Source organism: Pseudomonas sp. Xaverov 259 (assembly GCF_019352915.1).
Lineage (GTDB): Bacteria > Pseudomonadota > Gammaproteobacteria > Pseudomonadales > Pseudomonadaceae > Aquipseudomonas.
In genome coordinates this window covers 46,286-72,696 of the sequence record NZ_JAAAFV010000005.1, presented here as the reverse complement: position 1 = coordinate 72,696, position 26,411 = coordinate 46,286, and the positions used below count along the sequence as shown (strand labels likewise).

General features: G+C 59.7%; 25 protein-coding genes and 1 tRNA gene. 23 read left to right on the top strand and 3 right to left on the bottom strand.

Translation table 11 applies throughout. The features are described from left to right. The first annotated feature begins 22 nt into the window (after positions 1–22). The 23 genes from tolR (at position 23) to K0H48_RS00860 (ending at position 23,695) form a co-directional block, all read left to right on the top strand. Positions 23–475 carry a protein TolR gene (tolR, locus tag K0H48_RS00970; protein WP_161630238.1) on the top strand — a complete coding sequence of 151 codons (453 nt, stop codon included), beginning with the start codon at positions 23–25 and terminating at the stop codon, positions 473–475. Beyond that, positions 475–1,548 carry a cell envelope integrity protein TolA gene (tolA, locus tag K0H48_RS00965; RefSeq protein ID WP_219265914.1) on the top strand — a complete coding sequence of 358 codons (1,074 nt, stop codon included), beginning with the start codon at positions 475–477 and terminating at the stop codon, positions 1,546–1,548. The genes tolR and tolA overlap by 1 nt, the downstream gene beginning before the upstream one ends. 17 nt (positions 1,549–1,565) lie before the next feature. Beyond that, a complete protein-coding gene (tolB, locus tag K0H48_RS00960; protein WP_032865998.1) occupies positions 1,566–2,846 on the top strand; it encodes a Tol-Pal system beta propeller repeat protein TolB in 1,281 nt (426 codons plus the stop codon). Between the two features lie 55 nt (positions 2,847–2,901). Beyond that, complete coding sequence (gene pal, locus K0H48_RS00955; protein WP_003193861.1) at positions 2,902–3,402, top strand: peptidoglycan-associated lipoprotein Pal; 501 nt, start codon at positions 2,902–2,904, stop codon at positions 3,400–3,402. Positions 3,403–3,408: 6 nt separating this feature from the next. Next, on the top strand, positions 3,409–4,245 hold the full coding sequence (ybgF, locus tag K0H48_RS00950; protein ID WP_110621437.1) for a tol-pal system protein YbgF: 837 nt from the start codon (positions 3,409–3,411) through the stop codon (positions 4,243–4,245). A 164-nt stretch (positions 4,246–4,409) separates the two neighbouring features. Then, the gene (gene queE, locus K0H48_RS00945) at positions 4,410–5,057 is read left to right on the top strand and encodes a 7-carboxy-7-deazaguanine synthase QueE (protein WP_017139819.1); all 648 of its coding nucleotides are present in this window, start codon (positions 4,410–4,412) and stop codon (positions 5,055–5,057) included. A gap of 1 nt (position 5,058) precedes the next feature. Next, complete coding sequence (queC, locus tag K0H48_RS00940; protein ID WP_219265912.1) at positions 5,059–5,736, top strand: 7-cyano-7-deazaguanine synthase QueC; 678 nt, start codon at positions 5,059–5,061, stop codon at positions 5,734–5,736. 63 nt (positions 5,737–5,799) lie between these two features. Then, positions 5,800–5,875 (top strand) — tRNA-Lys (locus K0H48_RS00935). A 554-nt stretch (positions 5,876–6,429) separates the two neighbouring features. Continuing rightward, positions 6,430–7,614, top strand: a complete 1,185-nt coding sequence (locus K0H48_RS00930) for an acetyl-CoA carboxylase biotin carboxylase subunit family protein (RefSeq protein WP_219265909.1) — start codon at positions 6,430–6,432, stop codon at positions 7,612–7,614. Positions 7,615–8,006: 392 nt separating this feature from the next. Then, the gene (locus K0H48_RS00925) at positions 8,007–9,026 is read left to right on the top strand and encodes an aminotransferase class I/II-fold pyridoxal phosphate-dependent enzyme (RefSeq protein WP_178112625.1); all 1,020 of its coding nucleotides are present in this window, start codon (positions 8,007–8,009) and stop codon (positions 9,024–9,026) included. A gap of 12 nt (positions 9,027–9,038) precedes the next feature. Continuing rightward, a complete protein-coding gene (locus K0H48_RS00920) occupies positions 9,039–10,439 on the top strand; it encodes a phenylacetate--CoA ligase family protein (protein ID WP_219265907.1) in 1,401 nt (466 codons plus the stop codon). Between the two features lie 27 nt (positions 10,440–10,466). Further along, positions 10,467–11,417 (top strand): D-isomer specific 2-hydroxyacid dehydrogenase family protein, encoded by a 951-nt coding sequence (locus tag K0H48_RS00915; RefSeq protein WP_219265905.1) that lies wholly within the window; start codon positions 10,467–10,469, stop codon positions 11,415–11,417. Then, on the top strand, positions 11,414–12,778 hold the full coding sequence (locus K0H48_RS00910) for an FAD-binding oxidoreductase (RefSeq protein ID WP_219265903.1): 1,365 nt from the start codon (positions 11,414–11,416) through the stop codon (positions 12,776–12,778). Before K0H48_RS00915 ends, K0H48_RS00910 begins: the two co-directional genes overlap by 4 nt. A gap of 42 nt (positions 12,779–12,820) precedes the next feature. Then, positions 12,821–13,798 (top strand): fatty acid desaturase, encoded by a 978-nt coding sequence (locus tag K0H48_RS00905; RefSeq protein ID WP_219265880.1) that lies wholly within the window; start codon positions 12,821–12,823, stop codon positions 13,796–13,798. 18 nt (positions 13,799–13,816) lie between these two features. After that, positions 13,817–14,710: a dimethylarginine dimethylaminohydrolase family protein gene (locus K0H48_RS00900; protein WP_219265873.1), complete on the top strand. Its 894-nt coding sequence runs from the start codon at positions 13,817–13,819 to the stop codon at positions 14,708–14,710. Further along, complete coding sequence (locus tag K0H48_RS00895; protein WP_219265871.1) at positions 14,703–15,599, top strand: hypothetical protein; 897 nt, start codon at positions 14,703–14,705, stop codon at positions 15,597–15,599. Before K0H48_RS00900 ends, K0H48_RS00895 begins: the two co-directional genes overlap by 8 nt. Before the next feature lie 55 nt (positions 15,600–15,654). After that, positions 15,655–17,187 carry an ATP-binding cassette domain-containing protein gene (locus K0H48_RS00890; RefSeq protein WP_219265870.1) on the top strand — a complete coding sequence of 511 codons (1,533 nt, stop codon included), beginning with the start codon at positions 15,655–15,657 and terminating at the stop codon, positions 17,185–17,187. Between the two features lie 65 nt (positions 17,188–17,252). Further along, complete coding sequence (locus K0H48_RS00885; protein ID WP_219265868.1) at positions 17,253–18,374, top strand: hypothetical protein; 1,122 nt, start codon at positions 17,253–17,255, stop codon at positions 18,372–18,374. Next, positions 18,371–19,309, top strand: coding sequence for a tripartite tricarboxylate transporter substrate-binding protein (locus K0H48_RS00880; RefSeq protein ID WP_219265866.1), 939 nt, complete (start codon positions 18,371–18,373; stop codon positions 19,307–19,309). The genes K0H48_RS00885 and K0H48_RS00880 overlap by 4 nt, the downstream gene beginning before the upstream one ends. Positions 19,310–19,338: 29 nt before the next feature. After that, entirely contained in the window at positions 19,339–20,367 is a 1,029-nt protein-coding gene (locus K0H48_RS00875; protein ID WP_219265864.1) for an amino acid ABC transporter substrate-binding protein, read from the top strand. A gap of 39 nt (positions 20,368–20,406) precedes the next feature. Next, a complete protein-coding gene (locus K0H48_RS00870) occupies positions 20,407–21,777 on the top strand; it encodes an MATE family efflux transporter (RefSeq protein ID WP_219265856.1) in 1,371 nt (456 codons plus the stop codon). A 79-nt stretch (positions 21,778–21,856) separates the two neighbouring features. After that, positions 21,857–22,705, top strand: a complete 849-nt coding sequence (locus tag K0H48_RS00865; RefSeq protein WP_219265855.1) for a hypothetical protein — start codon at positions 21,857–21,859, stop codon at positions 22,703–22,705. Positions 22,706–22,756: 51 nt separating this feature from the next. Beyond that, positions 22,757–23,695, top strand: a complete 939-nt coding sequence (locus K0H48_RS00860; RefSeq protein WP_219265853.1) for an isoaspartyl peptidase/L-asparaginase family protein — start codon at positions 22,757–22,759, stop codon at positions 23,693–23,695. A 69-nt stretch (positions 23,696–23,764) separates the two neighbouring features. Here the strand turns inward: K0H48_RS00860 and pstB are convergent, their stop codons facing one another. Genes pstB through pstC form a run of 3 tightly spaced genes read right to left on the bottom strand, consistent with a single transcriptional unit; the run spans position 23,765 to position 26,408 of the window. Then, positions 23,765–24,544: a phosphate ABC transporter ATP-binding protein PstB gene (pstB, locus tag K0H48_RS00855; RefSeq protein WP_219265852.1), complete on the bottom strand. Its 780-nt coding sequence runs from the start codon at positions 24,542–24,544 to the stop codon at positions 23,765–23,767. Further along, complete coding sequence (gene pstA / locus K0H48_RS00850) at positions 24,544–25,416, bottom strand: phosphate ABC transporter permease PstA (protein WP_219265850.1); 873 nt, start codon at positions 25,414–25,416, stop codon at positions 24,544–24,546. The genes pstB and pstA overlap by 1 nt, the downstream gene beginning before the upstream one ends. Further along, positions 25,413–26,408, bottom strand: a complete 996-nt coding sequence (gene pstC / locus K0H48_RS00845; protein ID WP_017139135.1) for a phosphate ABC transporter permease subunit PstC — start codon at positions 26,406–26,408, stop codon at positions 25,413–25,415. The genes pstA and pstC overlap by 4 nt, the downstream gene beginning before the upstream one ends. Between the last annotated feature and the right edge of the window lie 3 nt (positions 26,409–26,411).

Sequence of the window (26,411 nt, the reverse complement as noted above, 5' to 3'; positions counted from 1 at the left end):
CAGGTAATTTCCAATGGCTTTAATCGCTCGAGCTCGCAAAAAGCGCAAGCCGGTCGCCGAGATGAACGTAGTGCCTTACATCGACGTGATGCTGGTGCTGCTGGTTATCTTCATGGTGACCGCGCCGATGCTCAATCAGGGCGTGAAGGTTGATCTGCCCAAGGTTTCCAGCGAAGCCTTGCCGCAAGACAACAACACTCAGGTCCTGACCATTTCGATCAAGGCTGACAAGACCTATTACTGGAACCTTGGCAGCGAAGTCGACACCCAGAAACAGCAGGACAAGGCCATGACCTTGCCGCAGATGACGGACGCGGTGACCAAGATCATCCGGTCCGGCAACGAAGGCGGCAAGCACACGCAGGTGTTCATTCGCGGCGACAAAGTGGTCGACTATGGCTCCGTCATGGGCGCCATGGGCGGGCTGCAGAAGGCCGGCGTGGGTAACGTTGGCTTGATTACCGAGGCGCCCTGATGCAGCAACAGCGAGAGCCGTCCGCCTCGGAAAGCTACTTCTGGCCTAGCGTCTGGGCAATTGCCCTGCACGTCCTGGTGTTTGGCATGCTGTTCGTCAGCTTTGCCATGACCCCGGACCTGCCGCCAGCCAAGCCGATCGTGCAGGCGACCCTGTATCAGCTGAAATCGAAAAGTCAGGCCACCACCCAGACCAATCAGAAGATTGCGGGTGAGGCCCAGAAGTCGGCTGCGCGCCAGACTGAAGTCGAGCAGATGGAACAGAAGAAGGTCGAGCAGGAAGCGGTGAAGGCTGCTGCGGAACAAAAGAAAGAAGAGGCGGCTCAAAAGGCCGAGGAATCGAAAAAGGCTGACGAAGCCAAGAAAGCTGACGAGGCCAAAAAGGCTGATGAAGCCAAGAAAGCCGACAAAGCTGCCGAAGCTAAAAAGGCTGAAGAGAAACAATTGGCTGATATAGCCAAGAAGAAGTCTGAAGAAGAAGCCAAAAAAGCTGCCGAAGAAGAGGCCAAGAAAAAGGCCGCTGAAGAAGCCAAGAAGAAAATAGTCGAAGACGCGAAGAAGAAAGCCGCCGAAGACGCCAAGAAAAAAGCTGAAGCAGACGAGGCGAAGAAAAAAGTCGCCGACGACGCGAAGAAGAAAGCTGCCGCCGACGCCAGCAAGAAAAAGGCCCAGGAAGCAGCGCGTAAATCCGCCGAAGAGAAAAAGGCCCAGGCCTTGGCAGATTTGCTCTCCGACACGCCGCAGCGTCAGCAAGCCTTGGCCGATGAGCGTGGCGATGAAGTCGCGGGCAGTTTCGACGACCTGATTCGGGCGCGGGCAGCGGAAGGTTGGACACGTCCACCTTCGGCACGCAAAGGCATGACAGTAGTGCTGCAGATCGGCATGTTGCCGGACGGTACGGTGACTTCGGTCAGCGTGTCCAAGTCCAGTGGTGACGGTTCGTTCGACAGTTCGGCGGTTGCCGCGGTCAAGAATATTGGCCGGTTGACCGAGATGCAGGGAATGAAACCAAGCGACTTCGCTCCCTATCGTTCATTCAAGATGACATTCACACCTGAGGATCTAGCCTTGTGAGAAACCTTCTTCGAGGAATGCTTGTCGTTATTTGCTGTATGGCAGGGATAGCGGCGGCGGATGAAAAGAACATCCTGGTTACCAGCGGCAGCGATCGGGCCACCCCGATCGCGGTAGTACCGTTTGGCTGGCAGGGCGGCAGCGTGCTGCCGGATGACATGGCCCAGATCGTCAGCGACGACCTGCGCAACTCCGGCTACTACGCGCCGATTCCGAAAGGCAACATGATCAGCCAGCCAACCCAGGCCAGCGAAGTCATCTTCCGTGACTGGAAAGCCGTAGGCGCCCAGTACCTGATGGTCGGCAGCATTACGCCGGCCGGCGGTCGCCTGCAAATCCAGTACACGTTGTTCAACGTGGCCACCGAGCAGCAGGTCCTGACCGGCAGCGTATCGGGTACCGCCGAACAACTGCGGGACATGGCGCACTACATCTCGGACCAGTCGTTTGAAAAACTCACCGGTATCAAAGGTGCGTTCTCGACACGTCTGCTTTATGTAACGGCTGAGCGTTTCTCCGTAGACAACACGCGTTACACCCTGCAGCGTTCGGACTACGACGGCGCCCGCGCCGTGACCTTGCTGCAGTCCCGTGAGCCAATCCTGTCGCCGCGCTTTGCGCCGGACGGCAAGCGTATTGCCTATGTGTCGTTCGAACAGCGCCGCCCGCGCATTTTCGTGCAGCACATCGACACCGGTCGTCGTGAGCAGATCACCAACTTTGAAGGCCTCAACGGTGCCCCTGCGTGGTCGCCGGATGGTTCGCGCCTGGCGTTCGTGCTGTCCAAAGATGGCAACCCGGACATCTACGTGATGAACATGGCTTCGCGCCAGATCAGCCGTGTAACCAGTGGCCCGGGCATCAACACCGAACCGTTCTGGGGTAAGGATGGTTCGACCATCTACTTCACCTCCGATCGCGGCGGCAAGCCTCAAATCTACAAAACAAGCGTAGGTGGCGGTGGCGCAGAACGCGTGACCTTTATTGGTAACTACAATGCCAATCCTAAGCTTTCGGCCGATGAAAAGACGTTGGTAATGATTCACCGTCAGGATGGTTTCACTAATTTCCGGGTTGCGGCCCAGGATTTGCAGCGTGGAACGGTAAAAATCCTCACAGATACCAACCTTGATGAGTCAGCCACTGTTGCGCCCAACGGCACCATGGTAATCTACGCCACCCGCCAGCAGGGCCGGGGAGTCTTGATGCTCGTGTCCATTAATGGACGCGTAAGGCTCCCGCTTCCTACCGCACAAGGCGAAGTCAGAGAACCATCCTGGTCCCCTTACCTGAACTGACGCGGCGCTACAAAAAGAATTGCTTAACACACTGGGGTTCATTAGGAGTTTCACGATGGAAATGCTGAAGTTTGGTAAGTTTGCTGCTCTGGCTCTGGCTCTGTCCGTAGCCGTTGGTTGCTCGTCTAAAGGCGGCGACAACGCCGGTGAAGGCGCAGCTGTTGATCCAAACGCTGGTTACGGCGCTAACACTGGTGCAGTTGACGGCTCCCTGAGCGAAGAAGCTGCTCTGCGCGCTATCACCACTTTCTACTTCGAATACGACAGTTCTGACCTGAAGCCAGAAGCCATGCGCGCTCTGGACGTTCACGCGAAGGACCTGAAAGCTAACGGCGCTCGCGTTGTTCTGGAAGGTAACACTGACGCCCGTGGTACTCGCGAGTACAACATGGCACTGGGCGAGCGTCGTGCGAAAGCCGTTCAACGCTACCTGGTACTGCAAGGTGTTGCTCCAGGCCAACTGGAACTGGTTTCCTACGGTAAAGAGCGTCCAGTTGCAACTGGCAACGACGAACAGTCGTGGGCTCAAAACCGTCGCGTCGAACTGCGTAAGTAATTCGTCATGCGAACGTGCCGTCGTGCTCTAACTGTATTGGCTCTCAGCCTCGCACCGCTTGCGGTGTGGGCTGCGGTTCCTGTGGAAGATAGCAACTCTGGCTATAACAATAGCGGGAGCAGTTATCCGCCAGCGGGTTATGGCACGAACGGCGCCTATGCTGGGGGGCCGGCAACTGCCGCTCCCTCGGCACAGGGCGAACTGTTCAACCAGCTGCAACGTATGCAGGATCAATTGTCGCAGCAACAAGGCACCATTGAGATCTTGCAGAACCAAGTGAACCAGCTGAAGCAAGAAGGCCTGGAGCGTTACCAGGATCTTGATCGACGTATTGGAGCCGGCGTAACACCTGCCGCAACTCCTGATAATTCTTCTGCCGGTGGTGCGCCAAGCGCCGCCGCCGGTGGTGCAGCAGCAGGCGCAGCGGCGGCCAGCCAAGCGCCTGCCGCCAGCAGCGAACCAGGTGATCCGGCCAAGGAAAAGCTGTATTACGATGCAGCTTTCGACCTGATCAAAGCCAAGGATTTCGATAAGGCCAGCCAGGCCTTTACCGCATTCCTGCGCAAATACCCTAACAGCCAATACGCGGGCAATGCCCAGTACTGGCTGGGTGAGGTGAACCTGGCAAAGGGTGATTTGCAAGCGGCAGGCCAGGCCTTTGCCAAGGTCAGCCAGCTGTACCCAAAGCATGCCAAGGTGCCTGACTCGCTGTATAAATTGGCTGATGTAGAGCGCCGCCTGGGTCACACCGACAAGGTCAAAGGCATTCTGCAACAGGTGGTTGCCCAATATCCGGGTACCTCCGCAGCCCAGTTGGCCCAGCGGGATCTGCAGCGCTTGTAAGCGATGCAGCCCGTTTAGAAGAAACCCGCGCCTGGCGCGGGTTTTTTCGTTAGAATCCACGCCCTTTTATGAAACACGCTTTTTGGGGCCTACGCGTTGGCGGGGTTCCTTGAAGTGCCTGACGGAGGCGGACAGCCTGTTTAGCTGTTACGCCCGTGGCGACTATGCAAGACACATTACGTATTACCGAAGTTTTTTACTCGTTACAGGGTGAAACGCGCACCGCTGGCCTGCCTACCGTATTTGTACGGCTGACCGGCTGCCCGTTGCGTTGCCAATACTGTGACAGCGCCTACGCCTTCAGCGGCGGTACCGTGCGCACCCTCGACGACATCATCGAGCAGGTTGCCGGCTTCAAGCCGCGTTACGTCTGTGTGACCGGTGGTGAGCCCCTGGCCCAGCCCAATGCCATTCCGTTGCTCAAGCGGCTGTGTGACGCTGGCTACGAGGTGTCACTGGAAACCAGCGGTGCCCTGGACATTTCCGCGGTCGACGCGCGGGTGAGTCGGGTGGTTGACCTCAAGACCCCAGGTTCCAAGGAAGCGCACCGTAACCTCTACGACAACATGGACTTGCTGACGGCCAACGATCAGGTCAAGTTCGTGATCTGTTCGCGCGACGACTATGACTGGGCGGCCTCCAAGCTGATCCAGTACAACCTCGACCGCCGTGCCGGCGAGGTGCTGTTCTCGCCGAGCCACCATGACCTCAACGCCCGCGACCTGGCCGACTGGGTGGTAGCGGACAACCTGCCGGTGCGCCTGCAATTGCAGTTGCACAAATACCTGTGGAACGATGAGCCGGGGCGCTGACATGACCGAGCAAAAGCGCGCGGTCATCCTGCTCTCTGGCGGTCTCGATTCCGCCACGCTGGTAGCCATGGTCCGTGCCCAAGGCTACCGCTGCTACACCCTGAGTTTCGACTACGGCCAACGCCACCGCGCCGAACTGCACGCTGCCGAGCGTGTTGCCCGCGACCTGGGCGTGGTCGAGCACAAAGTGATCGGCCTCAACCTCAATGGCATCGGCGGCTCGGCCCTGACGGACAGCAGCATCGATGTACCTGAAGCGCCCAGCGAAGGTATTCCGCTCACCTACGTGCCGGCGCGCAACACCGTATTCCTGTCCCTCGCGCTTGGCTGGGCCGAAGTACTGAAGGCCCGCGACATCTTTATCGGCGTCAATGCTCTCGACTACAACGGCTACCCGGACTGCCGCCCGGAATACGTCGAGGCATTTGAGCGTATGGCCAACCTGGCAACCAGAGCCGGTGTAGAAGGCCAGGGCTTTCGCATTCAGGCACCGCTGCAGAACATGAGCAAGGCAGACATCGTGAAGGCTGGCGTAGGACTTGGCGTCGATTACGCGCTGACAGTTTCCTGCTACCAGGCAGACGATTCCGGCCGTGCCTGTGGGAAATGTGACGCTTGCAGACTGCGAGCAGAAGGCTTCGAAAACGCCGCAATTGCGGACCCAACGCGTTATTTCTGATTTATTTAAAATAAGGTGTTGAATAATCCTTAGAAATCAGTATTATACGCGCCACCACACAGCGGGTCGTTAGCTCAGTTGGTAGAGCAGTTGGCTTTTAACCAATTGGTCGTAGGTTCGAATCCCACACGACCCACCATTTTTGGCGGTTTAGAAAATCCGGAAGGCCCACGCAAGTGAGGATTTCCGGGTTTTTTTTTGCCTTTGATTTGAGCGGTGCTTGCCGGCGCTCAGCCTGCATAGCCCTCACGGTGATAATGCCCGGGGCAGGCGAGCGACGACCGCATTCGCTGAGTGCCCATGGGCCGAGCGCAGCTGTTTAGCAGCCGGCCGGACTTGTACAGAGTGATGCTGCTTAACTTCCCGTCTTGAAAGTGCCAATGCGTTGTCCGTCTCTCAGCCCTAGCCATCCAATTGAATATTGTCAGTGCTTGATAAAGTACTAATAATTGACACCGTGTCTTTTCTTATAAGGCGCGGTTTAACCGTTGTTAACTAGTTGCATCGGCTTATTGATTTTTTAAATTCCAGCCAGCAGGCCGAGTTTACGCTAGTCATTACGAGGGTGTGACGCTCTGTGGCGGCGGCCACTTGAAAAAAAAGCCTATGCGTCATATTGACACTCCCAAAGCGATCTACTTAACTGGCCGCAGTCACGGAAGTCGAGCTGGAACCTAATCACGGAAGACTCTTATGAATGTGCTCTTGATGCATCCCATCGCGGATTGGTCGGTCCAACGCATTGCGCAGCTGTGTAAGGTTAATGGTTGGCAACTGACTATTATGACCATTCGCTCTTCTGGTGTGGGTGACGGTATTTCCGGTTTGCATGAGTGGCTGCGGGTCGACAAGTTAAGTGAGGCACTCGCCGATATGCGTGAGGCGATCGGCGATCGTCGTTTTGATGTTGTTATTCCCGGTAATGAGTTTGCCGTGGTCGCAGCAGAAGTGTTAGCCAAGTGGCTGGGCATTTACCATAACGATATTGATAAAATTAAGTTGGCGCGCAATAAGGCCGCTATGCGCCAGGCGTTTGAGGCGGCGAATATACCGCAGCCGAAAGTCAGGGCGCAGGTTGCTTCGATGGAGGCGTGTCGTGCGCTTGACTGGGCTGCTATTGCCATGCCGGTGATCGTCAAACCGGTGGATATGGCGAGCAGCCTGTTTGTCCGCAAGTGCGACACGGTCGAAGAAGTGGAGCACACGCTGGCGCAGATCTTTGCGTTTGAGCGCTCAATGATTACCAACTATGACTTTCAGCGACAGGCCTTGATCGAGGAGTTTGTCGAAGGCCCGGAGTTCAGCCTGGAATGCGTGATTGATCAAGGTGTCCTGCGCCAGCAACTGTTGACCAAGAAATTCGTTTCGCCCTTTCCCGGCTGCTTCGAGATCGGCCACATCAGCGGGGTTGCGGTCCCGCCCAGGCATGTCGAGGCGCTGAGCGTGCTCAGTGAAAAGATCGCGGCCATGTGGGGCATGCCCAATGGCATCATGCATATCGAATTCAAAATGACCGACGAACACCTGTGGGTGATCGAAGCCGCCGCTCGGGTGCCCGGCTGCCGGATACCCGAACTGGTGCAAATCCGGCATGGGGTGCAGATTGAAGAAACCTTCATTCGTTTGCGCGCAGGCTTGCCCTGGACACCTGTCGAAGCTTCAACCGATGCGCATGAAGAATGGGTAGGTATTCGCTTTTCCTTCCCAGAGCGCGCGCAGGCGGTGGTGACGTCCAATATCCAAGTTCTCCAGGAACACCACGACGACGACCATGTCATGGACGGTGCGGATGCATTTTCGGTCGATCGGCGTACGGGTTTCGTATTTGCCCGCAGTCAATCATTTGAAGAACTTTGTCGTTTTATCGGTGAAGTCTGACGTTGTTACTTCAATCGCGTTTATAAGCTCGGCCAGTAAGGCGTGCGCGTGCGCTTGTCGAACTGTTAGTCGTTGAGTTGTTTAATTCGTTCCGTTACTGAGACCTGTGAATAACGGCGCCTAATAGCGTCGCTATTCCGAATGCGTCGCAGGTGCGAGTGGTCAAACAGTCTGTAGTGGAACTATTGCTGTCTCACTTACGTCCATGTGTGTCTATTACTATGCATAAAAAAACGATAGAAACGCTCACCGATATTGAGATTCGTGGTCTTTCTTCACACTACAGTCTGGCGGATGGGCATGCGTACCAAGATGTCGATGACTGTTATAAAACTATTATCAATAGTTTGCCGGAGTGTTGGGGTGAAGCGCGGACTCGGCCAATACCTCAGTTGGAGTTTGCGTTTAAACAAGCGTACGCCACCCTGGCGGGATCGCCTGCACTGGCCGGCATTACGCAGTTCAAGATTTGCCCTACGGCATCGAACTCGATTGATATCGTTGGCGCCTTTTTGGCGGAGCTGAATATAAAGACCGCCCTGATCGAACCCACGTTCGATAACCTCGCCTTATTGTTGAAACGCCGTTCGGTAGAGTTGGTCTCCATTTACGATGATCTGCTGGTGGACGCGGCGCGTCATGATGGATTAGGCCCGGATGTGCTCGACGAGAGTATTCGCGCGCTGTTCCTGGTCAACCCTAACAACCCCACCGGGCGCGTGTTGAGCGAGCCGGAATTTCGCGCCATCGTCGATTACTGTGCGCAGACCGGCACCAAGGTCATCCTTGATAACAGCTTTCGCCTGCATAACCGTCGCCCCTTTGACGACTACCGGTTGCTGGTGGAGTCCGGTGTCTCGTTCATTTGCATCGAGGACACCGGCAAGGTGTTCCCGACGTTGGACATGAAAGGCAGCCTGCTGGTCTATTCCGAAGACAACCGTGTGCTGATGGACCGTATCTACAACGAGATTTTCCTGTGTACTTCGGCGTTTTCCCTGGTGGTGCTGGAAAAATTCCTCAGCGTTACCGCCCAAGTGGGTTTGCATAAAACGGTATGGCGCACGGTTGATACGCACCGTCAGTTACTGCGTGCGGCGCTGGACCTCTCGACCCTGGAAGTGGACCTGAGTGCGCGCCATTCCTCCTTGAGTGTCGAATGGCTCGATTGCAGCCTCGCCGGTCTGGATGACTTTCGCGTGTGCTCACAGTTCGAACAACAGGGCATCACCGTGCTGCCGGGGCGAATGTTCTATTGGAACAGTCACCACGTGCCTGCTCACCAGCACAACTTGAGGGTCAGCCTGCTCAAACCCCATGCCAAGTTCGCGGATGCGGTGGATCGCCTGAGCCTGTCTGTCGGGCGCAAGCTGATCATGCCGTTGGGCGTGCCTGCCACGCTCGGTAGCTGAGGCCGGATCAAGATGACGATCTACGATACCCAGGCACACCACGCCGACATCGAAGCGATCCGTTATTTGTCCAAGGTCGCCAGCACGAACCAGCGTACCGACGCCAAGCAGGTGTTTTATTCGCGCCAGGCCTACGACACCCTGGAAAACCAGCAGCACGTAGCGCGCCTGCTCCCGGCCCGGCTCAAGGCCTATCGGGCCGCGTCGCGGGGTGAACCGCTGGAAGGGCCGTCCATGGTTGCACGGCTGTCGGCCTTGGTGGATCACGCATTCCAGAACACGGTGCTGTATCGCAACCTGTATACGGCAGCAGGTTTCACACTCGGCGACATCCGCACACTGGCTGATTTTGCGGCGTTGCCGGTGATCACCAAGCAGGATTTGCGCGATTGTCCCGAGCATGAGCGTATCTGTCAGTCAGTTGCACAGCCGTCCTACACGTCCAGGACTTCCGGCTCGTCCGGCGCGGCGTTGAGTGTGAAGTACGGTGACCAGCAGTATGTGGAGTCGATGACCCACTACCTGTGGCAATTGGAGCAGGCACTGGGTAAGCCGGTGGATCCGCAGCGCTGGATTTACAACATCCATCATGCGCGCTGGTGGTTGTCTTCGGTGCAGGGCCAATACCGCACGTTTGCGATCAATGATTTGCCCCCGCTGGAGGCATTGGCGGCGCACCTGGACGTGCTGCGCCCACAAGTGCTGGTGACCTTGCCCAGTTACCTGGCGACCCTCGTCGCCCATGGGGTTGACCTCAAGCAATACGGGGTCGAGGCGATCACCACCAATTCGGAGCAAAGCTCGCCCCTGGAACGCCGCCAGTACGAGGCCTACTTCGGCATGCCCGTGCGCGATGAGTATTCCAGCGTTGAACTCGAACAAATCGCCTTCGAGTGCTCCCACGGGCGCCACCATGTGCTTGAGGGCAGTGTGTACGTTGAAACCCTTGATCCGGATGCGGACGGCGTCGGCACGGTAGTCGGCACTAATCTGCAGGCATGGCACATGCCCATGATCCGCTACAACCAGGGTGACCTGGCGGTGATGGCGCAAGAGCCCTGCGGGTGCTCGGCACACACGCCTGCGCTGATGCATTTGCACGGGCGCCGTAATGCCTCGTTTCAGGCGCGCGATGGGCGCGTGGTGCCGTCGGCCTCGATATTGGGCATCGTCGATGACTTTCTGATGCGCACCGGCAATGGGGTAGAAGCCTATCGGCTCTACCAGATGAGTGTTGACGAAATGGCGCTGTACCACACCGGGGCCTGCCAGCGACTCGACAGCACCGCCCTGCAACAGCAACTGCAGCGTTTGTTCGGGCACGCGTTGGTATTGAACCTCAAGCACGTCGACGAGTTGCCGCAGCAAGCCAGCTACAAACGACAACTGCTGGTCAGCCTGGTCATGGCGTGAGCCGGTCATTCACAGTCAGGGATGAACATGAAAAAACTTCTAGTCACCGGTGACGGTTACGCGCCTCATCATTTTGCCTCGCTGCGCACGGCAGGCTACGACATCCGTCATCTGCCGGGAGATGCGCCCCACTCGCAGGTACTCGATGAGCTGGCGGATACGTCGGTGCACCTGCTGGGTGGTTCGGAGCGCTTTGGCGCGCACGAGTTTGGCCTGGCGAAAAAGCTTGAGTTGATATCGTTCGTCGGCACGGGGATTGGTGCCTTTGTCGACGAAGCGTTGGCGCACACCCATGGCGTCAAGACCCTGCACACACCGCCAGTAATGGCGCCTGCTGTCGCTGAGCTGACCGTAGGCCTGTTGTTGTGCGTGTACCGTGCCATCTGCGTACAAAACCGTGAGGTCAAGCAGTCGCAGGCTTCGCCATTGGTATCCCGCGAGCTGGCGGGGGCGCGAGTCGGGGTGATTGGCCTGGGCAATATTGGTCGGCGCGTTGCGGCCATGCTCAGTGACACCTTTGGCGCGCAGGTCGCTTACCACTCGACAACCCGCAAGCCCGAGGCCGAGCAGGCACACAACTTAAGCTACATGGCACTCGATGACCTGCTGCGTCGCAGTGAGGTGGTTGTCCTCGCGTTGCCGACCAACGCCCAGACCGAAAACATCATCAACGCGGCGCGTCTTGCGCTGTTGCCAGCGTCCGCTGTGCTGATCAATACCGCAGGTCCGCGGCTGGTCGATCCGCACGCGCTCAAGCTGGCCCTGGACACCGGTGCATTGGCCGCTGCGGCATTTGACGGTTACTACGCCGAGCCTCTGCCGCATCCGGCCGACGACCCCTGGGGCTTGCTGGCATTGCCGGATGACAAGTTCATCATCACCCCGCACACCGCCGCCAAAACCCCGCAAACCTGGGAGCGTATGGTCGAGCACGCGGTCAGCAATGTCCTTAACCATGCGCGCGAGGCCCAGCGATGAGTGTTGCTCAAGCCAAGGCAGTGCCAGGCGCGGAGGCGATCGAGCGGTTTGTGCGCACGTTGCCCTGTGAAGTCATCACGCTCCAGGATGCGCATTACGACGAAGCGCGACAGATCTACAACCGTTTTCACGATATGTACCCGGCCGCACTGGTGCGCACGCTGGATCATGCTTGCCTGCGCCAAGTGCTCAGCTTTGCCATGGCGCAGGGTGTGGAGCTGGCGATTCGCGGCGGTGGTCATCATATCGGCGGCCTGGGCACCAGCCATCAGGGCATCGTGATTGATTTTTCGCCGTTCCAGCAGGTGCAGTTGGACCCCGCCAATGGCGTTGTTCATGTGCAGCCGGGCGCCACCCTCAAAGCGCTGGATGAGGCCCTGTGCCCGCATGGCTGGGTGGTGCCCACCGGCACCGTGAGCCAGACCGGCCTGGGTGGCCTTACCCTCGGCGGCGGTATTGGCTGGCTGGTGGGCGCCTATGGGTTGACGTGCGACAACCTGGTCGGTGCCGATGTCATGCTCGCCGATGGCAGTGTTGTGCGTGCCGGGGAGGGCGCGCACAAAGACTTGTTATGGGCGCTGCGCGGCGGCGGTGGCAATTTTGGTGTCGTGCTGTCTTACACCTACCGTCTGAATCGATTGCCCGACGTGTGTTGCGGTGCGTACCGGGTGCAGTGGTCCAGGGTGCCCGACGTGCTGGCCAAGCTGGTTGAATTCATGCTGCAGCGCTGCCCGCCGCAGTTGACCATCGCGCCGGCTTTCTTGCGCGATGCCGACGGTGAGCCCTACCTCTCGATTGATTTCTGCGGCTTTGAAGCATGCCCGGACGGTTTGCGTGAGTTGGCCGTGGTAGCCGCCGGCTGTGAGCCCGACAACATCCGCCGCTGGGACTTTGCCGACTGGCAAAGCAGCTTCGATGCAAACTTTCTCCCGCCCATGCGCGGTTACTGGAAGGCCAAGTACCTGACCCAACTGACCGCAGCGGACATTGCCCTGTTAATCACCCACTACGAGCAGGCACCGCGCGCGGCCCGTTGCACTATCACCCTTGAACATCTGCACGGTGCTTTCCGTGAAATGCCTTGCGAGGAGTCTGCCTTCGGCCACCGGCAGATGAACTTTGGCGTACTGATATCGACCCGCTGGCCCACGCCTGCGGACGACCCAGCGCACGTGGGCTGGGTACGCGGGGTGGCCAGCGAACTGGACCCCCATGGCCGTTGTGGCAGTTACGTCAATTACAGCCCGCTGGACAAGGATGACCAGGTGAGCAGCCTGTACGGCGATCACCACCAAAAGCTCAAGCGCCTCAAAGGTCTTTACGACCCGCAGAACCTGTTTCGCCGCAATCACAACTTATAAGAAACCGCGCAGGCAGTATGCGCCACCGGGACGTGTGTACTTATGGACAATTCAGCTTCGGACGATGTGACCTCCAGTGGCGCCCTATGGCGTCATGCCAGAAGCCATGGCTATGCGGCCCGGCTCAAAGACCTTCAGCAGCGCCGAGCCTTGGCCACCGCCTGGGCAATCGCGCTGGATTACCTGTTGATCGGCGCCGCCATGCTGGTGACGTTCAACCTGGGCTGGCTGGCGCTGTTGCCGGCGTTATTGCTGATCGGCAATCGACAGCGCGCGCTGGTGGTATTGATTCACGATGCGTCGCACCGCTTGCTCTGCAACAGCGGTAAAGCCAACGACCGCATCGCCAAGTGGCTGTTGTGCCCGCCGATGCTGATTTCCCTGTCGCGTTATCGCACCCTGCACTTGCAGCATCACCAACACCTGGGCGACCCGCAAAAGGACACCGATTACCTGCACGACGAGGCCCTGATTGCCCAGGGTTGGTGGGCTACTTACCGTACGCAGTTGCTGGGTCGCAGCAATTTGTTCACAGCCTGCTTTGGCATGCTTGCCCGCATGACGCCAGGCGAGCGGTTGACCACCGCCACGTGGTGGGCGCTGGCCTTGGCGGGCGTTACGACTGCCTGGGGCGTGCAAGGGCTGGGGTTGTTTATGGCCTTATGGGTGACGGCGAGAATAGGGGTGTACCACCCGATCATCAGCTTCGTGATTATTTCCGATCACGTCGGCCTGGTACCCGGCACAGTCGTCAGCTTTACGCGTAACCACCCCGGCAATCTGGCCTCGCGGTTTATTCATCCCCACAACAACGGTTGGCACCTGGCTCACCATTTGATGCCGGGCCTGCCTTTTCACGCGTTGCGTTCGGCCCACGGGGTACTGATGCAATGGCCGCCGTATCGCGATGCCGAGCACTGCGAAAAGTACTTCAGCGGCCCGCAAAGTGTCGTCGCGTCCTGGTGTCGCAAAAGCCGCCGTTGGACGCTGCCGGCCCTCGACCTGCTGTCGCGCCGCTGACCCACAAGGATGAACCCTATGAACGACACAAAAAAGGCGTTTGCCAACAGCGAGTACGCCGCCGTGCGTGAGGTCCTGCTGTGTGTGCCTGCCCTGCACATGCCCGCGCCGGGTAAGCAGGTATTTGCGGCGCCGCAATTGGCCAGTCAACAGCATCTGTGCCTGGTGCAAGCGTTAACGGATGAGGGCGTGGTCTGCCGTTTCATTGAGTCCGACCCGCAGCTGCCGTACCAGTGCTACACACGTGACAGTTGCGTCATTACTCCCTGGGGCCTGCTCGTCACCCGCATGGGCTTCACGCCACGCAAGGCCGAACAGGACGCGATGCTGCGCTACGCCAAGGCCAGCGAGACCCCCATCTGGCAGCAGGTGAGTGTCGGCTCGCTGGAAGGCGGCGACGTGATGCTCATACGGCCAGGGCTGGTGCTGATCGGCGTCAACGGCGTGCGCACCACTCGAGAGGCTGCCGAGCAGGTTGCGCACTGGTTTGAAGCCGAGGGCTGGAGCGCGCGCGTCGTCGAATACCCCACGACCTTTCGGCACCTGGACATTCTTGTGGGCGTGATTGGCTCGCACGACCTGCTGTGCGCCACCGATGCGCTGCACCCGGCCGACCTGGCCTGGCTCAGGGCGCTGGGCTACCACCTGCATACGGTGCCGCTGGGTGAATGTCGCACCATGGCGTGCAATACCCTCAACCTGGGTGACGGCAGAGTCGTCACCCATGCGCGAAACGCCTTCGTCAATCAATACCTCTCGGGCCTGGGGGTGCGCACGGTGCCGGTTGACATCAGTGAGTATGCCGACGATGACGGCGGTGTGCATTGCCTGGTCCAGGCACTGGTGCGAGATGCGGCACCGACGTTGAACCGCGCGGATCTTCTTCCATCGGCAGGGGCTTTTCATGTTTAAACGCGATTATCAGTTTCCGGGCTGTGAACACTACCTGGACGCCTCGGCGAATTTGAAGCAGTTGCTCGCCAACGACGACGTAGCCACGCGCGATGGCATTCACCGTGCCTTGCTGGTGTGGCGCGGCGGGTTTGCCTCCAACGCTTTATCAGCGGCTTTCGATACTGCTGACTGGCCGATTCGGCTGTTGGAGGCGATGCCGCCGTCCGAGGCCTGGCCGTGGAAATGGGTTGGCGCTGACACCAGCGAAACCGACCCGACCAGGATCATGCAGGCCGTTCAGCGCGCCAGCGGTGTTGAACACACGCCACAGGGCAATGTGCACCTGACCCTTGAACTGCGTCGCTACGAAGAAAAACACAGCACCGTAGGCGACCTGGCCTGGTGGAAAAGCCGTCAGCAGGTGCTGGAACAGAGCGGCGAGTTTGGCCGCGCCTTTATTACGACGCTGCTGCGCGCGTTCGAGAGCGCGCAGGCCGCCGGCTCTGAGTTGTTCACCGAGCAGCTGTCAATTGTGATCTCAAAAGATCCGCAGTCCGTGCTCTTCACTCTGACCCCGACCCTGCACGCCGATGAGTATTACGCTCGCCGCCAGACTGCCATTGTCTCGTTGCTGGAAACCGGTTGGGACAGCATCGGTGGTGCCGTCTTCCTGCCTAAACGTTCAATGCAGGCGTTATGGCACCTGCGCCCGATCACCTTGCAACGGCTGCAAGACGAATTCGACGATGAAGTGCTGCTGCGCACTGAAAGCGGCGACGTAATGATCTACGACGGGATGATTAACGAGGAGGGGGTCGTGGTGCGAGACAAAGGCATTCCGCATATCTCGCCGGATGCCGTGGGCAAGACCTCGAGGCTCTGTGTATTGATGTACCACAAGCGCTGAAGCCACGACGGCATCGCTTGCGACAGTGGGCGAACGGACTGATAAGAAGGGCCAAATGAGCAAACTTGTATTACAGGATGTCGAGCTGGGCTACACACAACCGCTGGTGAGCGACGTGAATCTGCGTATCTCCAACCAGGAAAAAGTCGGGGTGGTGGGCATTAACGGGGCGGGCAAATCCACCCTGATCAAATGCATTATCGGCGAATTGGAACCCTCCCAGGGCCATGTGTCGACCCAGCGCGGGCTGCGAATCGCGCATATCGACCAACATGTGCCCGGCGCGCTGCTGGCCACCACCTTCCAGCAATGTGTGGCACAGGCGTTGCCGCCCAGCGAACTGGCCGCGCGCGAATGGGAGGTCGACTATATTCTCGACGTGCTCAATGTACCGGCACGCCTTCGCCAGTACCAGTTGGCCGACCTGAGTGCCGGCTGGCAGCGTTTTGCGCTGATCGCCAGGGCCTGGCTGGGCAACCCGGACATTGCCCTGCTGGACGAACCCACCAACTTTCTCGACCTTGAAAAAGTGCTGGTTCTCGAACGCTGGATGCGGGATACCGCCGGCGATACCCCGATGATCATCGTCAGCCACGATCGCCGTTTCCTCGACAACGTGACGGACTCGACGCTGTTCGTGCGGCCCTTGCGTTCGCGCTTCATCAACCATCCGTATACCAGGGCTGTCGAGTTGCTGGAGGCGGAGGACCGCGCCGAAGAAAACCGCCGTGAGCGCGATACCAAGCAGCTGGACCGCTTACGCAAAAGTGCCCACCAACTGCGCCAGATCGGCGTGAATAAACACAGTGACACGGCGCTCAAGCGCTCCGCCCAGCTGGATAAAAAAATCGAAGCGCTGGCCGACGCACTGCCCCGCGCCGTGCGTGAACAGCCGCGGGAGATTCAACTGAGCAACAGTGGCACCCATGCCAAGGTGGTGCTGGAGTTCCAACAGTTCAAATTGCGTACGCCCGACGGCCAAGTGTTGCTCGGTATCGATGAGCTGCGCATCTGGCAGGGTGAGCGTGTGGTCATCCTGGGGCGTAATGGCGCGGGGAAGACGCGGCTGATCCAAGCGATCCACGCTGCGCTGCTGGACCGCGATGCTGGCGCGCAACGTGGCATCCGCATTCCGCCGTCGATCTCCTGCGGCTACGTCGACCACGGCATGCAAGTACTGGAGGGGGGCGCTACGCCCTTGCAATTTATCAGCGAGCGTTTTCGCCTGCATGAAAACCGCACCACCTCCCTGCTGGTGTCCACCGGCTTCGAGCTGGGCCTGCATAACCGGCCGATCGCGCAGCTGAGTGCGGGGCAACGGGTGCGCCTGCTGCTGCTGGTACTGCGCCTTGAGCAACCGAATTTCTACCTGCTCGATGAACCGACCAACCACGTCGATATCCAGGGCCAGGAAGCGCTCGAGCAAGAGCTGGTGCATCACCAGGCGACCTGTGTGTTCGCCTCCCATGACCGCGAGTTCATCGACCGGGTGGCGACGCGCTTTTTTTGGATCAAGGGGCAGCGCCTGGTTGAGGTGCAATCACCTGACGCTTTCTATCGCGAGTTGCGTGAAGTGGCCCTGGCGTAGTTCAGACCATGCTTGCTCATCCAGACCCATCCAGACCCATCCAGACAAGGTAAGGAGATTTTGTTATGACGCTTCGGATTTCGCTCTTGGCCGGCGGCGCCTGCACGGCCCACGATGCTTCGCTGCTGATGCTCAAAGCCATGGCCGATGACATCGGCGCGGATACGGCGGGTTTGGTTCAAGTCGAACATATCTACTACATCGAGCGCGGCGGCGGCATGCGGCACATCGCGGTCGGCGCCGGTGGCGACCTGTCACGGGCGGTGACTGCGCAGCAGTTGGCGCAGGCGCAACCGATGTCGGTGGCCGAGTTTGTCGACAGCGTAACGTCGAACCAGCATTACGTGTTTTCCTTGCTGCAAGGCACTGACGGGGAAGACGGGGTCTATCAGGGTTTTTTCAAAGTACTGGGCGTGTTGTCCAACCTGGGCAGCGTTTACCCGGCAGCCATCAGCCGTCACAAGTGGGCCCAGTCACTGGTTGCCGAGCATCTGGTCGATGGCTTGAAACCCATTCGCACCGCACGGTTCAGCGCCGATTCGAGCCTTTCGCAACTGACGCGCATCGTGACCGATTTCAGTGGCATCGAGTGCATTGTCAAACCCAACGACCTGGGGGGCTCGGTACACACCAGCGTGCTTGGCCGTGTGACGGTGCCTGCGTTGCAGGCCTACCTGCGCCAGGCCCAGGGGTATGCCCAAGAGTACCTGGTGCAGGAGCGCATCCTCGGCGAGGAGTACACCGTCGGCTGCGTGCGCATCGATGGCCAGACGGTTGTACTGCCGGTGGCCCAAGTGCTGACCCCCAAAGCGTTTCTGGGCTTTACGGAAAAATGGACGGAACCTGGGTATCGCATCCATTTTATCGCTGAGGACGATCCGCGCACCCGGTTACTGGGGGATATAAGCCGGGTGCTGTTCGATGATGTAGGGTTTGATACCGCCTGCCGTTTTGACTTTATTGTGTCGGCGCAAGGCGTGTACTTTCTGGAGGCCAACTCCAAACCGGGCCTGGCCTGCGACAGCTTCCTGACGTGCATGCTGCGTCAGCGTGGCATGAGCCTCGCGGACTTCGCCGTGCTGTGCTTTGAGGATGCTTCGCGGCAATGGCGGCGCAAAGTCGACATCGATTATGCGACGGAAGTGGCACGGGAGGCGCAAACCCAACCGGCCAGCGCGCAAGCATGATTCAGTTGATCGTACCGGCGCAGCGCGGTCGCTTGCTCGACCGCATGGCGCAAGCCATTGCACGTATCGCCCGGCAGCAGCGCCTGACCGACCAGCCGATCCAGGTCACCCATCGGCCCGTCAGTGCGGTGGGTACACTCACCGACAGCCTGCGCGCGGCGTTGCCCGACAGCCTGAGCCTGTTGCTGGTGGGGGACCGCAGCTATGCCGGCATGATGATCAAGCGCCAGCCTGGTTGGCAGCAGCTGGCGGCTGTCGCCGGCCTGGCCACCGAAGATTCGTTGTTATGGGTCAACAGCCAGAGCCCAAACGCGTCGCTGGGCCAGTGGGTCGAAGCGATGGGCAACGCACCCACTGCGCCGATGGTGGGCGGTGATGGTTCCAATACCCAGGACCACCTGCTCTGGAGGCTGCTGCAAGCCTCGTTGCATTTGGACCTTCAATACGTCCCCTATCAAGGCAGTGGTGCCGCCTCGGTACAGTTGGTGGATCGGCGCATCGAAGCCCATGTGAATTCGGCCGGCGAAGAAATCGAAAACTGGCGGGCGGGGCGGGTGAGGCCGCTGTGCCTGTTCTCTGAGCACGCGCGCACCTACACGGGGGCCACGCCTGCCGGTGTCGGTGCCGTCGAGGTTCCCAGCGCCGCCGCCCAAGGTGTCGATCTGTGCTACCGCTCGACCTATGGGGTTTTGGCTGCGGCAGATTGCCTGCCGCGTGATGTCAGGGAAGGCGCGCAGTTACTCGCCAATGTGTGTGCAACCGATGATTGGCAGGCCTTTCTCGCCGCCGAGTACCTCAATGCCGGCTATCTGTCGCCGGCACAGTTCGAGGGGTATTTAAAAAACGACTTTGACAGGCACGCGACACTATTGTCAGGTGTGTCGCTACAGTCGCCATCCGTCTACGGTTCCCGACCGTCTCGAGCAAACGGATGAAACCGAACGTACAAGGAGAGACGTTATCCATGACCGCTGCCACTTCTGCGCGCATTGCGTATCCGCCCGTATCGCCCACGCTGACGGCTATTCGTGAGCGGGGCTTTTTGATTTGCGGTGTCAACGTGCACCTGGCCGGTTTCGCGTTGCCCGAAAGCCCCAGCCGCTGGAGCGGTTTTAACGTCGACTACGGCCACGCCATCGCCGCCGCGATCTTTGGGGACCCCAGCCGTGTGCAATTCGTCCCATTGGACGCCGGGGTACGGTTTCATGCATTGGCCACGGGCGAAGTCGACGTGCTGGTCAGGAACGCCAGTTGGACGATGACCCGTGAATGCAGCCTGGGCATCGAGTTTGCCGCGACGGTGTTTTATGAAACCCAAGGTGCCATGGTCCGGCTTGAGCGGCAGGCGCAATCGCTGCAGGATCTGGACGGCTGTACGCTGTGCATTGTGCGGGGTGACGCAGGCGACAATCACACCACCAGCGGGCAGAACATTATCGAGTACTTCACCCGCCATGGCCTGGCGTTCGAGAAGCTGTATGTACACGACGACGACGAGGCCTTGATGGCCTACCTCGAAGGTCGCTGCGATGTTTTCACCAGTGGCGTCTGCGGCCTGCACGCCGAACGGATGCGGCTGGGCGCGCCGGAGCAGCACGTGATTTTGCCCGACGTCGTGGCCAGGGAGCCGCTCTCGTCGGCGGTGCGTGAAGGGGATACGCAATGGGCCAGGGTGGTCCGCTGGGTGCATTTCGCGCTGGTTGCCGCCGAGGAATATGGCCTGGATGCCGAAGCGGTAGCTCGCCTGCTTCACGCTCCGGTGTCGGGCGCCGAGCTGCCCTGGGAAGCCCGCCGACTGCTGGGGCTGGAAGGCGACCTCGGTGCACTCTTGGGCTTGCGCAGCGACTGGGCCGCGCACGTGATCGCCAAGGTGGGCAATTACGCAGAGATTTTTGCTCGCAACTTCGGTGAGGAGTCCGACCTGCAAATGCCCCGTGGCCTGAATAAACTGTGGAACCAGGGCGGCCTGCTGTATGCGCCGGTCTTCAACTGACAACAATAATGACAGCGGCCAGCCCGACAGGAAGCAGCAATGACGAGTAACAAGGCAGTGTTCACCGAGGGCTCGTTGCTTCGGCATATGGTGATCATGACATGCACCAGTGCCACCAGCCTGTTGTCGATCTTTTTGGTCGACATCCTGACAGTTGTCTATATCGCAATGCTGCGTGACGATGCGTTGCTGGCGGCGATTGCGGTGGCCAAGACGCTGATGTTTTTCATCACCTCCATGGTCCTGGGCGTGGCGGTGGCGGCAGGTACGGTGGTGTCCAAGCGCTTGGGCGCCGGCAAGCCGCAACGAGCACGCCAACTGGCGAGCACCGGGTTATTGCTGGCGGTTGTTGTGGCCGTGGTGGGGGCCGCTATCCAGTTGCTGTTCCTCGACGCCGCCGTGCACCTGCTGGGGGCCGACGGCAATGCGTTTGCGGCGGCTCGATCGTATTTGTGGATTACCCTGCCGGCGACTGTGCTGATGGCGGTGGGGCAAATGTGCGCGCAACTGCTGCGCACCGCCGGCCTCAGCCGACAGGCCATGTGGATCATGCTGGCGGCCACCGCGGCCGTGGCGGTGGCTGACCCGGTGCTGATCTTCCTGTTCGACCTGGGGCTGGACGGTGCCGGCTATGCCTACGTGCTGTCCTGCACCATCACCGCGAGCGTAGGCGGGTACTACGTACATCGGGTGGCGCGCCTGACGTCGCGGCTCGAACCCGTGCAACTGTGGGCGGATATCGGGCATATCTGCCGCATCGCGGTCCCCTCTGTTTTTGGCAACTTGGCGACGCCGGTGGGCATGGCGTACTTGATGGCGACGGTGGCGCAATTCGGTTCACAGGCGTTGGCGGGCATTGCGGTGGTTGATCGGGTCATTCAATTCGCGTTCTGCGTGTTTTTTGTGTTGCCCGGCGCCCTGAGTCCCGTGCTGGCGCAGAACCTGGGTGCGCTGAACAAAGCGCGAGCGGCCCAGGCCATCCGCCTGACGTACTGGCTGGTGCTGGGATATGGCGCGGGTATTTCGCTGTTGCTGGCCGTGTCGGCAGGCCTGATGGAGAGGCTTTTTCATGTGGAAGGCGAAGGCCTGTTGATTCTGCAGGCCTTCTGCCGGTTTGGTGGGGTGCTGTGGACAGTGATTGGTCTGCAGTTCATCGCCACCTCGGTCTTCATTACCACCGGCCGCGCCCTTTACGTCACGGTCTTTGGCTGGCTTCGCGCCAGCCTCGGGACGGTGCCGTTTGTCTGGTATGGCGCGCACACCCTGGGCAGTTCGGGCGCCTTGCTGGGGCAGTTGCTGGGTAATGCGCTGGTGGCGTTGGTCGCCTGCCTGATGGCGATGGTGGTGTTGCGCAATGCATTGACTGAAATGGACGGGCCTGCATCCGCCACCCTCCTGGCCCGTCGCTAAAACCGGTGTTGAAGGGCAAGCGGGTGGTAAGCAGGACCGACATCAGGTTCGGACTCAATTGAAAAAAAGGAATTGATCAGTGGAAATTCGTGAATGGGTGGGCAACAAGAATCGATTCGTGGACACCTGCAACGAGCTGGGGTTGGGGCTTTTGCAAACGCATTGCTGCGAACCTGAGCAACAGTTCGTCGACATCGAACGCCGGCTGGATCCCCAGGTTGGCTACATCATCAAGCCCGCGACGGATCGTACTCGGTTCGAAGACCAGCGCCGGCGCTTCTACCGTCTACCGGACGTTGCGGCCTTGCAGCAGTTCATGGCCTCAGACGTCGGACAGGCGATGATCGGCGAGGAATACCAGGTCCAGGAATACATCGATTTTCATCGCGCCAATGTGGCGTACTACAACGTCACCTTCGAGGTTGCAGAGGTTGTACGGCCACGCTTGGTGACCCGGCAGATCCTCAACCTGTCAGCCATTCATAACAACTGTGAAGCCTTGCACTGGGGCAATGCCAGCGTGGCCGACCTGCAGGCTGTGGAGGAGGGCGTTGCCGGGTGCCAGCAGTTGGTTGCGCATTACCACCGTGCCGGTTATCGCGGTGAAATCGGCATCGACTTCGGGATGGCGGATGGGCGTTGTTTCTTCCTTGAGGCCAATGCCAGGGAAAATAACGGCACCCGCCTGCATACCCATCTGCAGGCGCTGGATGTCGATGCCAAACGCCAGGGGTTCCTGTTCATGCGCAATATTCCCTTCCGCCTGATGCAGGAAGAAAAAGCCCGACGTGGCAAATCCCCCCATATTGCGGGCGTCATCGATTGCGGCGATCGCCAACTGGTCCTCGGCGACCCTCGGCGGGTCATCGCACCACTGGTGGCCTTGCTGGAAAAAATGACCCGTCAGCAACCGCCCTTCCCTTATTGATCCCTGTTTGCGCGCCTCTCCTTCATACATTTTTTATGGGCTGGAATTGAAATGACTGAGTTTGTACTTGCCATCCATGGTGGCGCTGGCACGCTGAAACGCGGAACGATGGCGCCTGAGCAAGAGCAGCAGCATCGAGCGGCCCTTGAGCAGGCTTTGTTGGCCGGGCACGCCGTGTTGCAGCAGGGCGGCAGCAGCCTCGACGCCGTGGTCGCCGCCACCCTGGTGCTGGAGGATTGCCCACTTTTCAATGCCGGGTGTGGGTCGGTGTTTACCCACGAAGGCCTGCATGAAATGGATGCCGCCGTGATGGACGGCCAGACCCGGCGCGCCGGGGCCATTGCCGGGATTTCCCAGGTGCGCAACCCGGTGTTGGCCGCACGACGGGTGATGGAGCAAACCGGGCACGTGCTGCTGTGCGGCGCCGGCGCCGAAGCGTTCGTACGCGACCAGGGCCTCGACACCGCCGACGCTGCCTATTTTCACACCCCGTTGCGCTGGGAACAACTGTTGGCGGTGCGTGAGACGACCCAGGCGATACTGGACCATACCGAGCTCAAGGCACCGAGCGAAACCAAGTTCGGTACGGTTGGCGCGGTGGCGTGCGACGGCGCCGGCAACCTGGCTGCCGCGACCTCTACGGGCGGCCTGACCAACAAACGTTATGGACGGGTCGGTGACAGTCCCATCATCGGCCAGGGTACCTATGCCGATACCCAGGTGGCCGTGTCGGCAACCGGCATGGGTGAAGCGTTCATGAAGGCCATGGCCGCTTATGATGTGGCAGCGCGTATGAAGTATGGCCACGCGAGCCTGGCCGATGCAGCCCATGCGGTTATCCATGACTCGGTGCTGCAGTTCGGCGGCTATGGCGGCTTGATAGCTGTGGACCATCAACGAAATGTCACCCTGCCGTTTAATACCGAAGGCATGTATCGCGGGGTTATTCGCAGCGATGGCCGCCCCCATGTGGACATTTACCGGGCGTAAATCCTGTCGCGTTGCGCCATTGGGAGGGCGTAGAAAGCCGCCTGCAAAGAGGCGGCTCATTGGCGGTTTTCAGCCAAACCGCCCGGTAATGTAATCCTCGGTCTGCTTCATCTTCGGTGTGGTAAAGATCTGATCGGTCTTGCCATGCTCAATCAATTCGCCCATGAACATAAACGCAGTGCTGTCCGACACCCGCGCGGCCTGCTGCATGTTGTGGGTCACGATGATCACCGTGTACTGCGCCTTCAGCTCCGTAATCAACTGCTCGATACGCCCGGTGGAAATCGGGTCGAGGGCGGAGGTCGGTTCGTCCAGCAGCAACACTTGCGGGCGCAGCGCGATGGTGCGGGCGATGCACAAGCGTTGCTGCTGGCCACCGGAGAGGCTTTGGGCGCTCTGGTTGAGTTTGTCTTTGACCTCATCCCACAGCGCGCCGCCACGCAGGGCCTGTTCGACGCGGTCGTTCATTTCGCGGCGTGAGAGTTTTTCGTGGTGGCGCACCGCGTAGGCGATGTTGTCGTAGATCGACATCGGAAACGGCACCGGCTTCTGGAACACCATGCCCACGTGGCTGCGCAGGCGGTTCATCGAGTAGCCGGGGGCGAGGATGTTTTCGCCGTTGAGCAGCACTTCGCCGCGCGCCTCCTGCTTGGGGTACATCGAGTAGATGCGGTTGAACACCCGCAGCATGGTGGACTTGCCGCAGCCGGAGGGGCCGATGATGGCGGTGATGCGTTTTTCCGGGATATCCATGTTGATGGATTTGAGCGAGCGTTGGTTGTTGTAGAAGAACTCCAACCCACGCACCTGGATTTTGGTTTTGTCGCAAGCAATGCCGGTGGCGTCCATCAGTGAGACCTATTGCGTAAAAGAATCAGGCGGGATGCCAGGCTGAGTACCAGCACGAACAACGTCAGCACCAGTGCACCGGCCCAGGCGAGTGCATGCCAGTCGTCGAACGGGCTCATGGCGTACTGGAAAATAACCACGGGCACGCTGGCAATCGGCTTGAGCAGGTTGCTGCTCCAGAATTGATTGCCGAAAGCGGTGAACAGCAGCGGCGCGGTTTCGCCGGTGATGCGCGCCAGGGCGAGCAGGATGCCGGTGACCACGCCGGCCTTGGCCGCCCTCAGCACGATTTGCAGCGTCAGTTTCCACTGCGGCACGCCGAGTGCCAGGGCCGCCTCACGCATGGTGGACGGTTGCAGCTGGAGCATTTCATCGGTGGTGCGCACCACCACCGGAATCACCAGCAGCGCCAGCGCCAGCGCACCGGCGATGGCAGAGAAGCCGACCTGATGATTGGTCAGCAGGTTCAGCGGCAGGATTACCCCGGTGTAGATGAACAAACCCAGCACAATCGACGGCGCCGACAGCAGGATGTCATTGATGAAACGCACCGTAGTCCCCAGGCGCGAGTGGCGTGCGAATTCTGCCAGCCAGATGCCGGCCATCAGCCCGATGGGCGTACCGATCACCAGCGCGATAGCCGACATCAACGCGCTGCCATAAAACGCATTGGCCAGGCCGCCTTCGGTGCCGGGCGGTGGGGTCATCTGGGTAAACAGACGCAGGTTCAGGGCCTGGAAGCCGTTGATGATGGTGGTCAGCAGAATCCACGTCAGCCACAGCAAGCCAAAGGCGGTGGCGCCGCAACTGAGGAGCATGGCCACGCCATTTTTAATGGCGCGTTTGCGGTACAGGCGTTCGTTGGCGTTCATAGCCCTTCCTTGCGCGACAAGCGCATCAGCAGCAGCCGCGCCAGCGCGAGCACGACGAAGGTCACGATAAACAGCAGGAAGCCCAAGGCGATCAGCGCAGAGCGATGCAGGTCGGTGTAGGCCTCGCTGAACTCGTTGGCGATCACCGAGGCGATGGAACTGCTGGGCATCAGCAACGAGGCGGAAAACTGTTGCGCGTTACCCAATACGAAGGTCACCGCCATGGTCTCGCCGAGGGCGCGGCCGAGGCCGAGAAAAATACCGCCGACCACCGCCGAACGGGTGTAAGGCAGAACAATGTCCCACACCACTTCCCACGTCGTGCTGCCCAAGGCGTAGGCGGATTCTTTCAACTGTGTGGGCACGCTGCGAAACACCTCATGCATCACCGAGGTGATAAACGGCATGATCATCACCGCCAGCACAATCCCGGCGGTGAGCATGCCGATCCCCAGTGGCGGCCCCTGGAACAACGAGCCCACAAAGGGCAGGGCGCCCAGGTAATCATTGATCAACGGCGACAGGTGTTCGGCCATAAATGGCCCGAACACGAACAGGCCCCACATGCCATAGATGATCGACGGGATACCGGCCAGCAACTCAATCGCCGAGGCCACCGGCATTTTCAGCCAGGGTGGCGCAACTTCAGTCAGAAAAATCGCGATGCCGAAACTCACCGGGACGGCTATCAGCAAGGCGAGAAAGGAGGTGACCAAGGTGCCGTAGATCGGCACCACGGCACCAAAGTGGTTATTGACGGCATCCCACTCGGTGCTGGTGATGAAACCGAAACCAAAGGTCTTGAACGCCAGCCCGCCGCCCCACAGGGTCGAGGCGGCAATAGCGCCCAGCAGCGCCAGTACCAGCATGGCGGCGCCGAACATCGAGCGTTTGAACCACAGGTCGTGGCGTTGATCGCGGGCGGCGCGGCGGTCGCCCCCGGTGTCGCTCGCGTGAGTAGTCATAACCAGGGTGTGGACCGTGTCGTTCATATC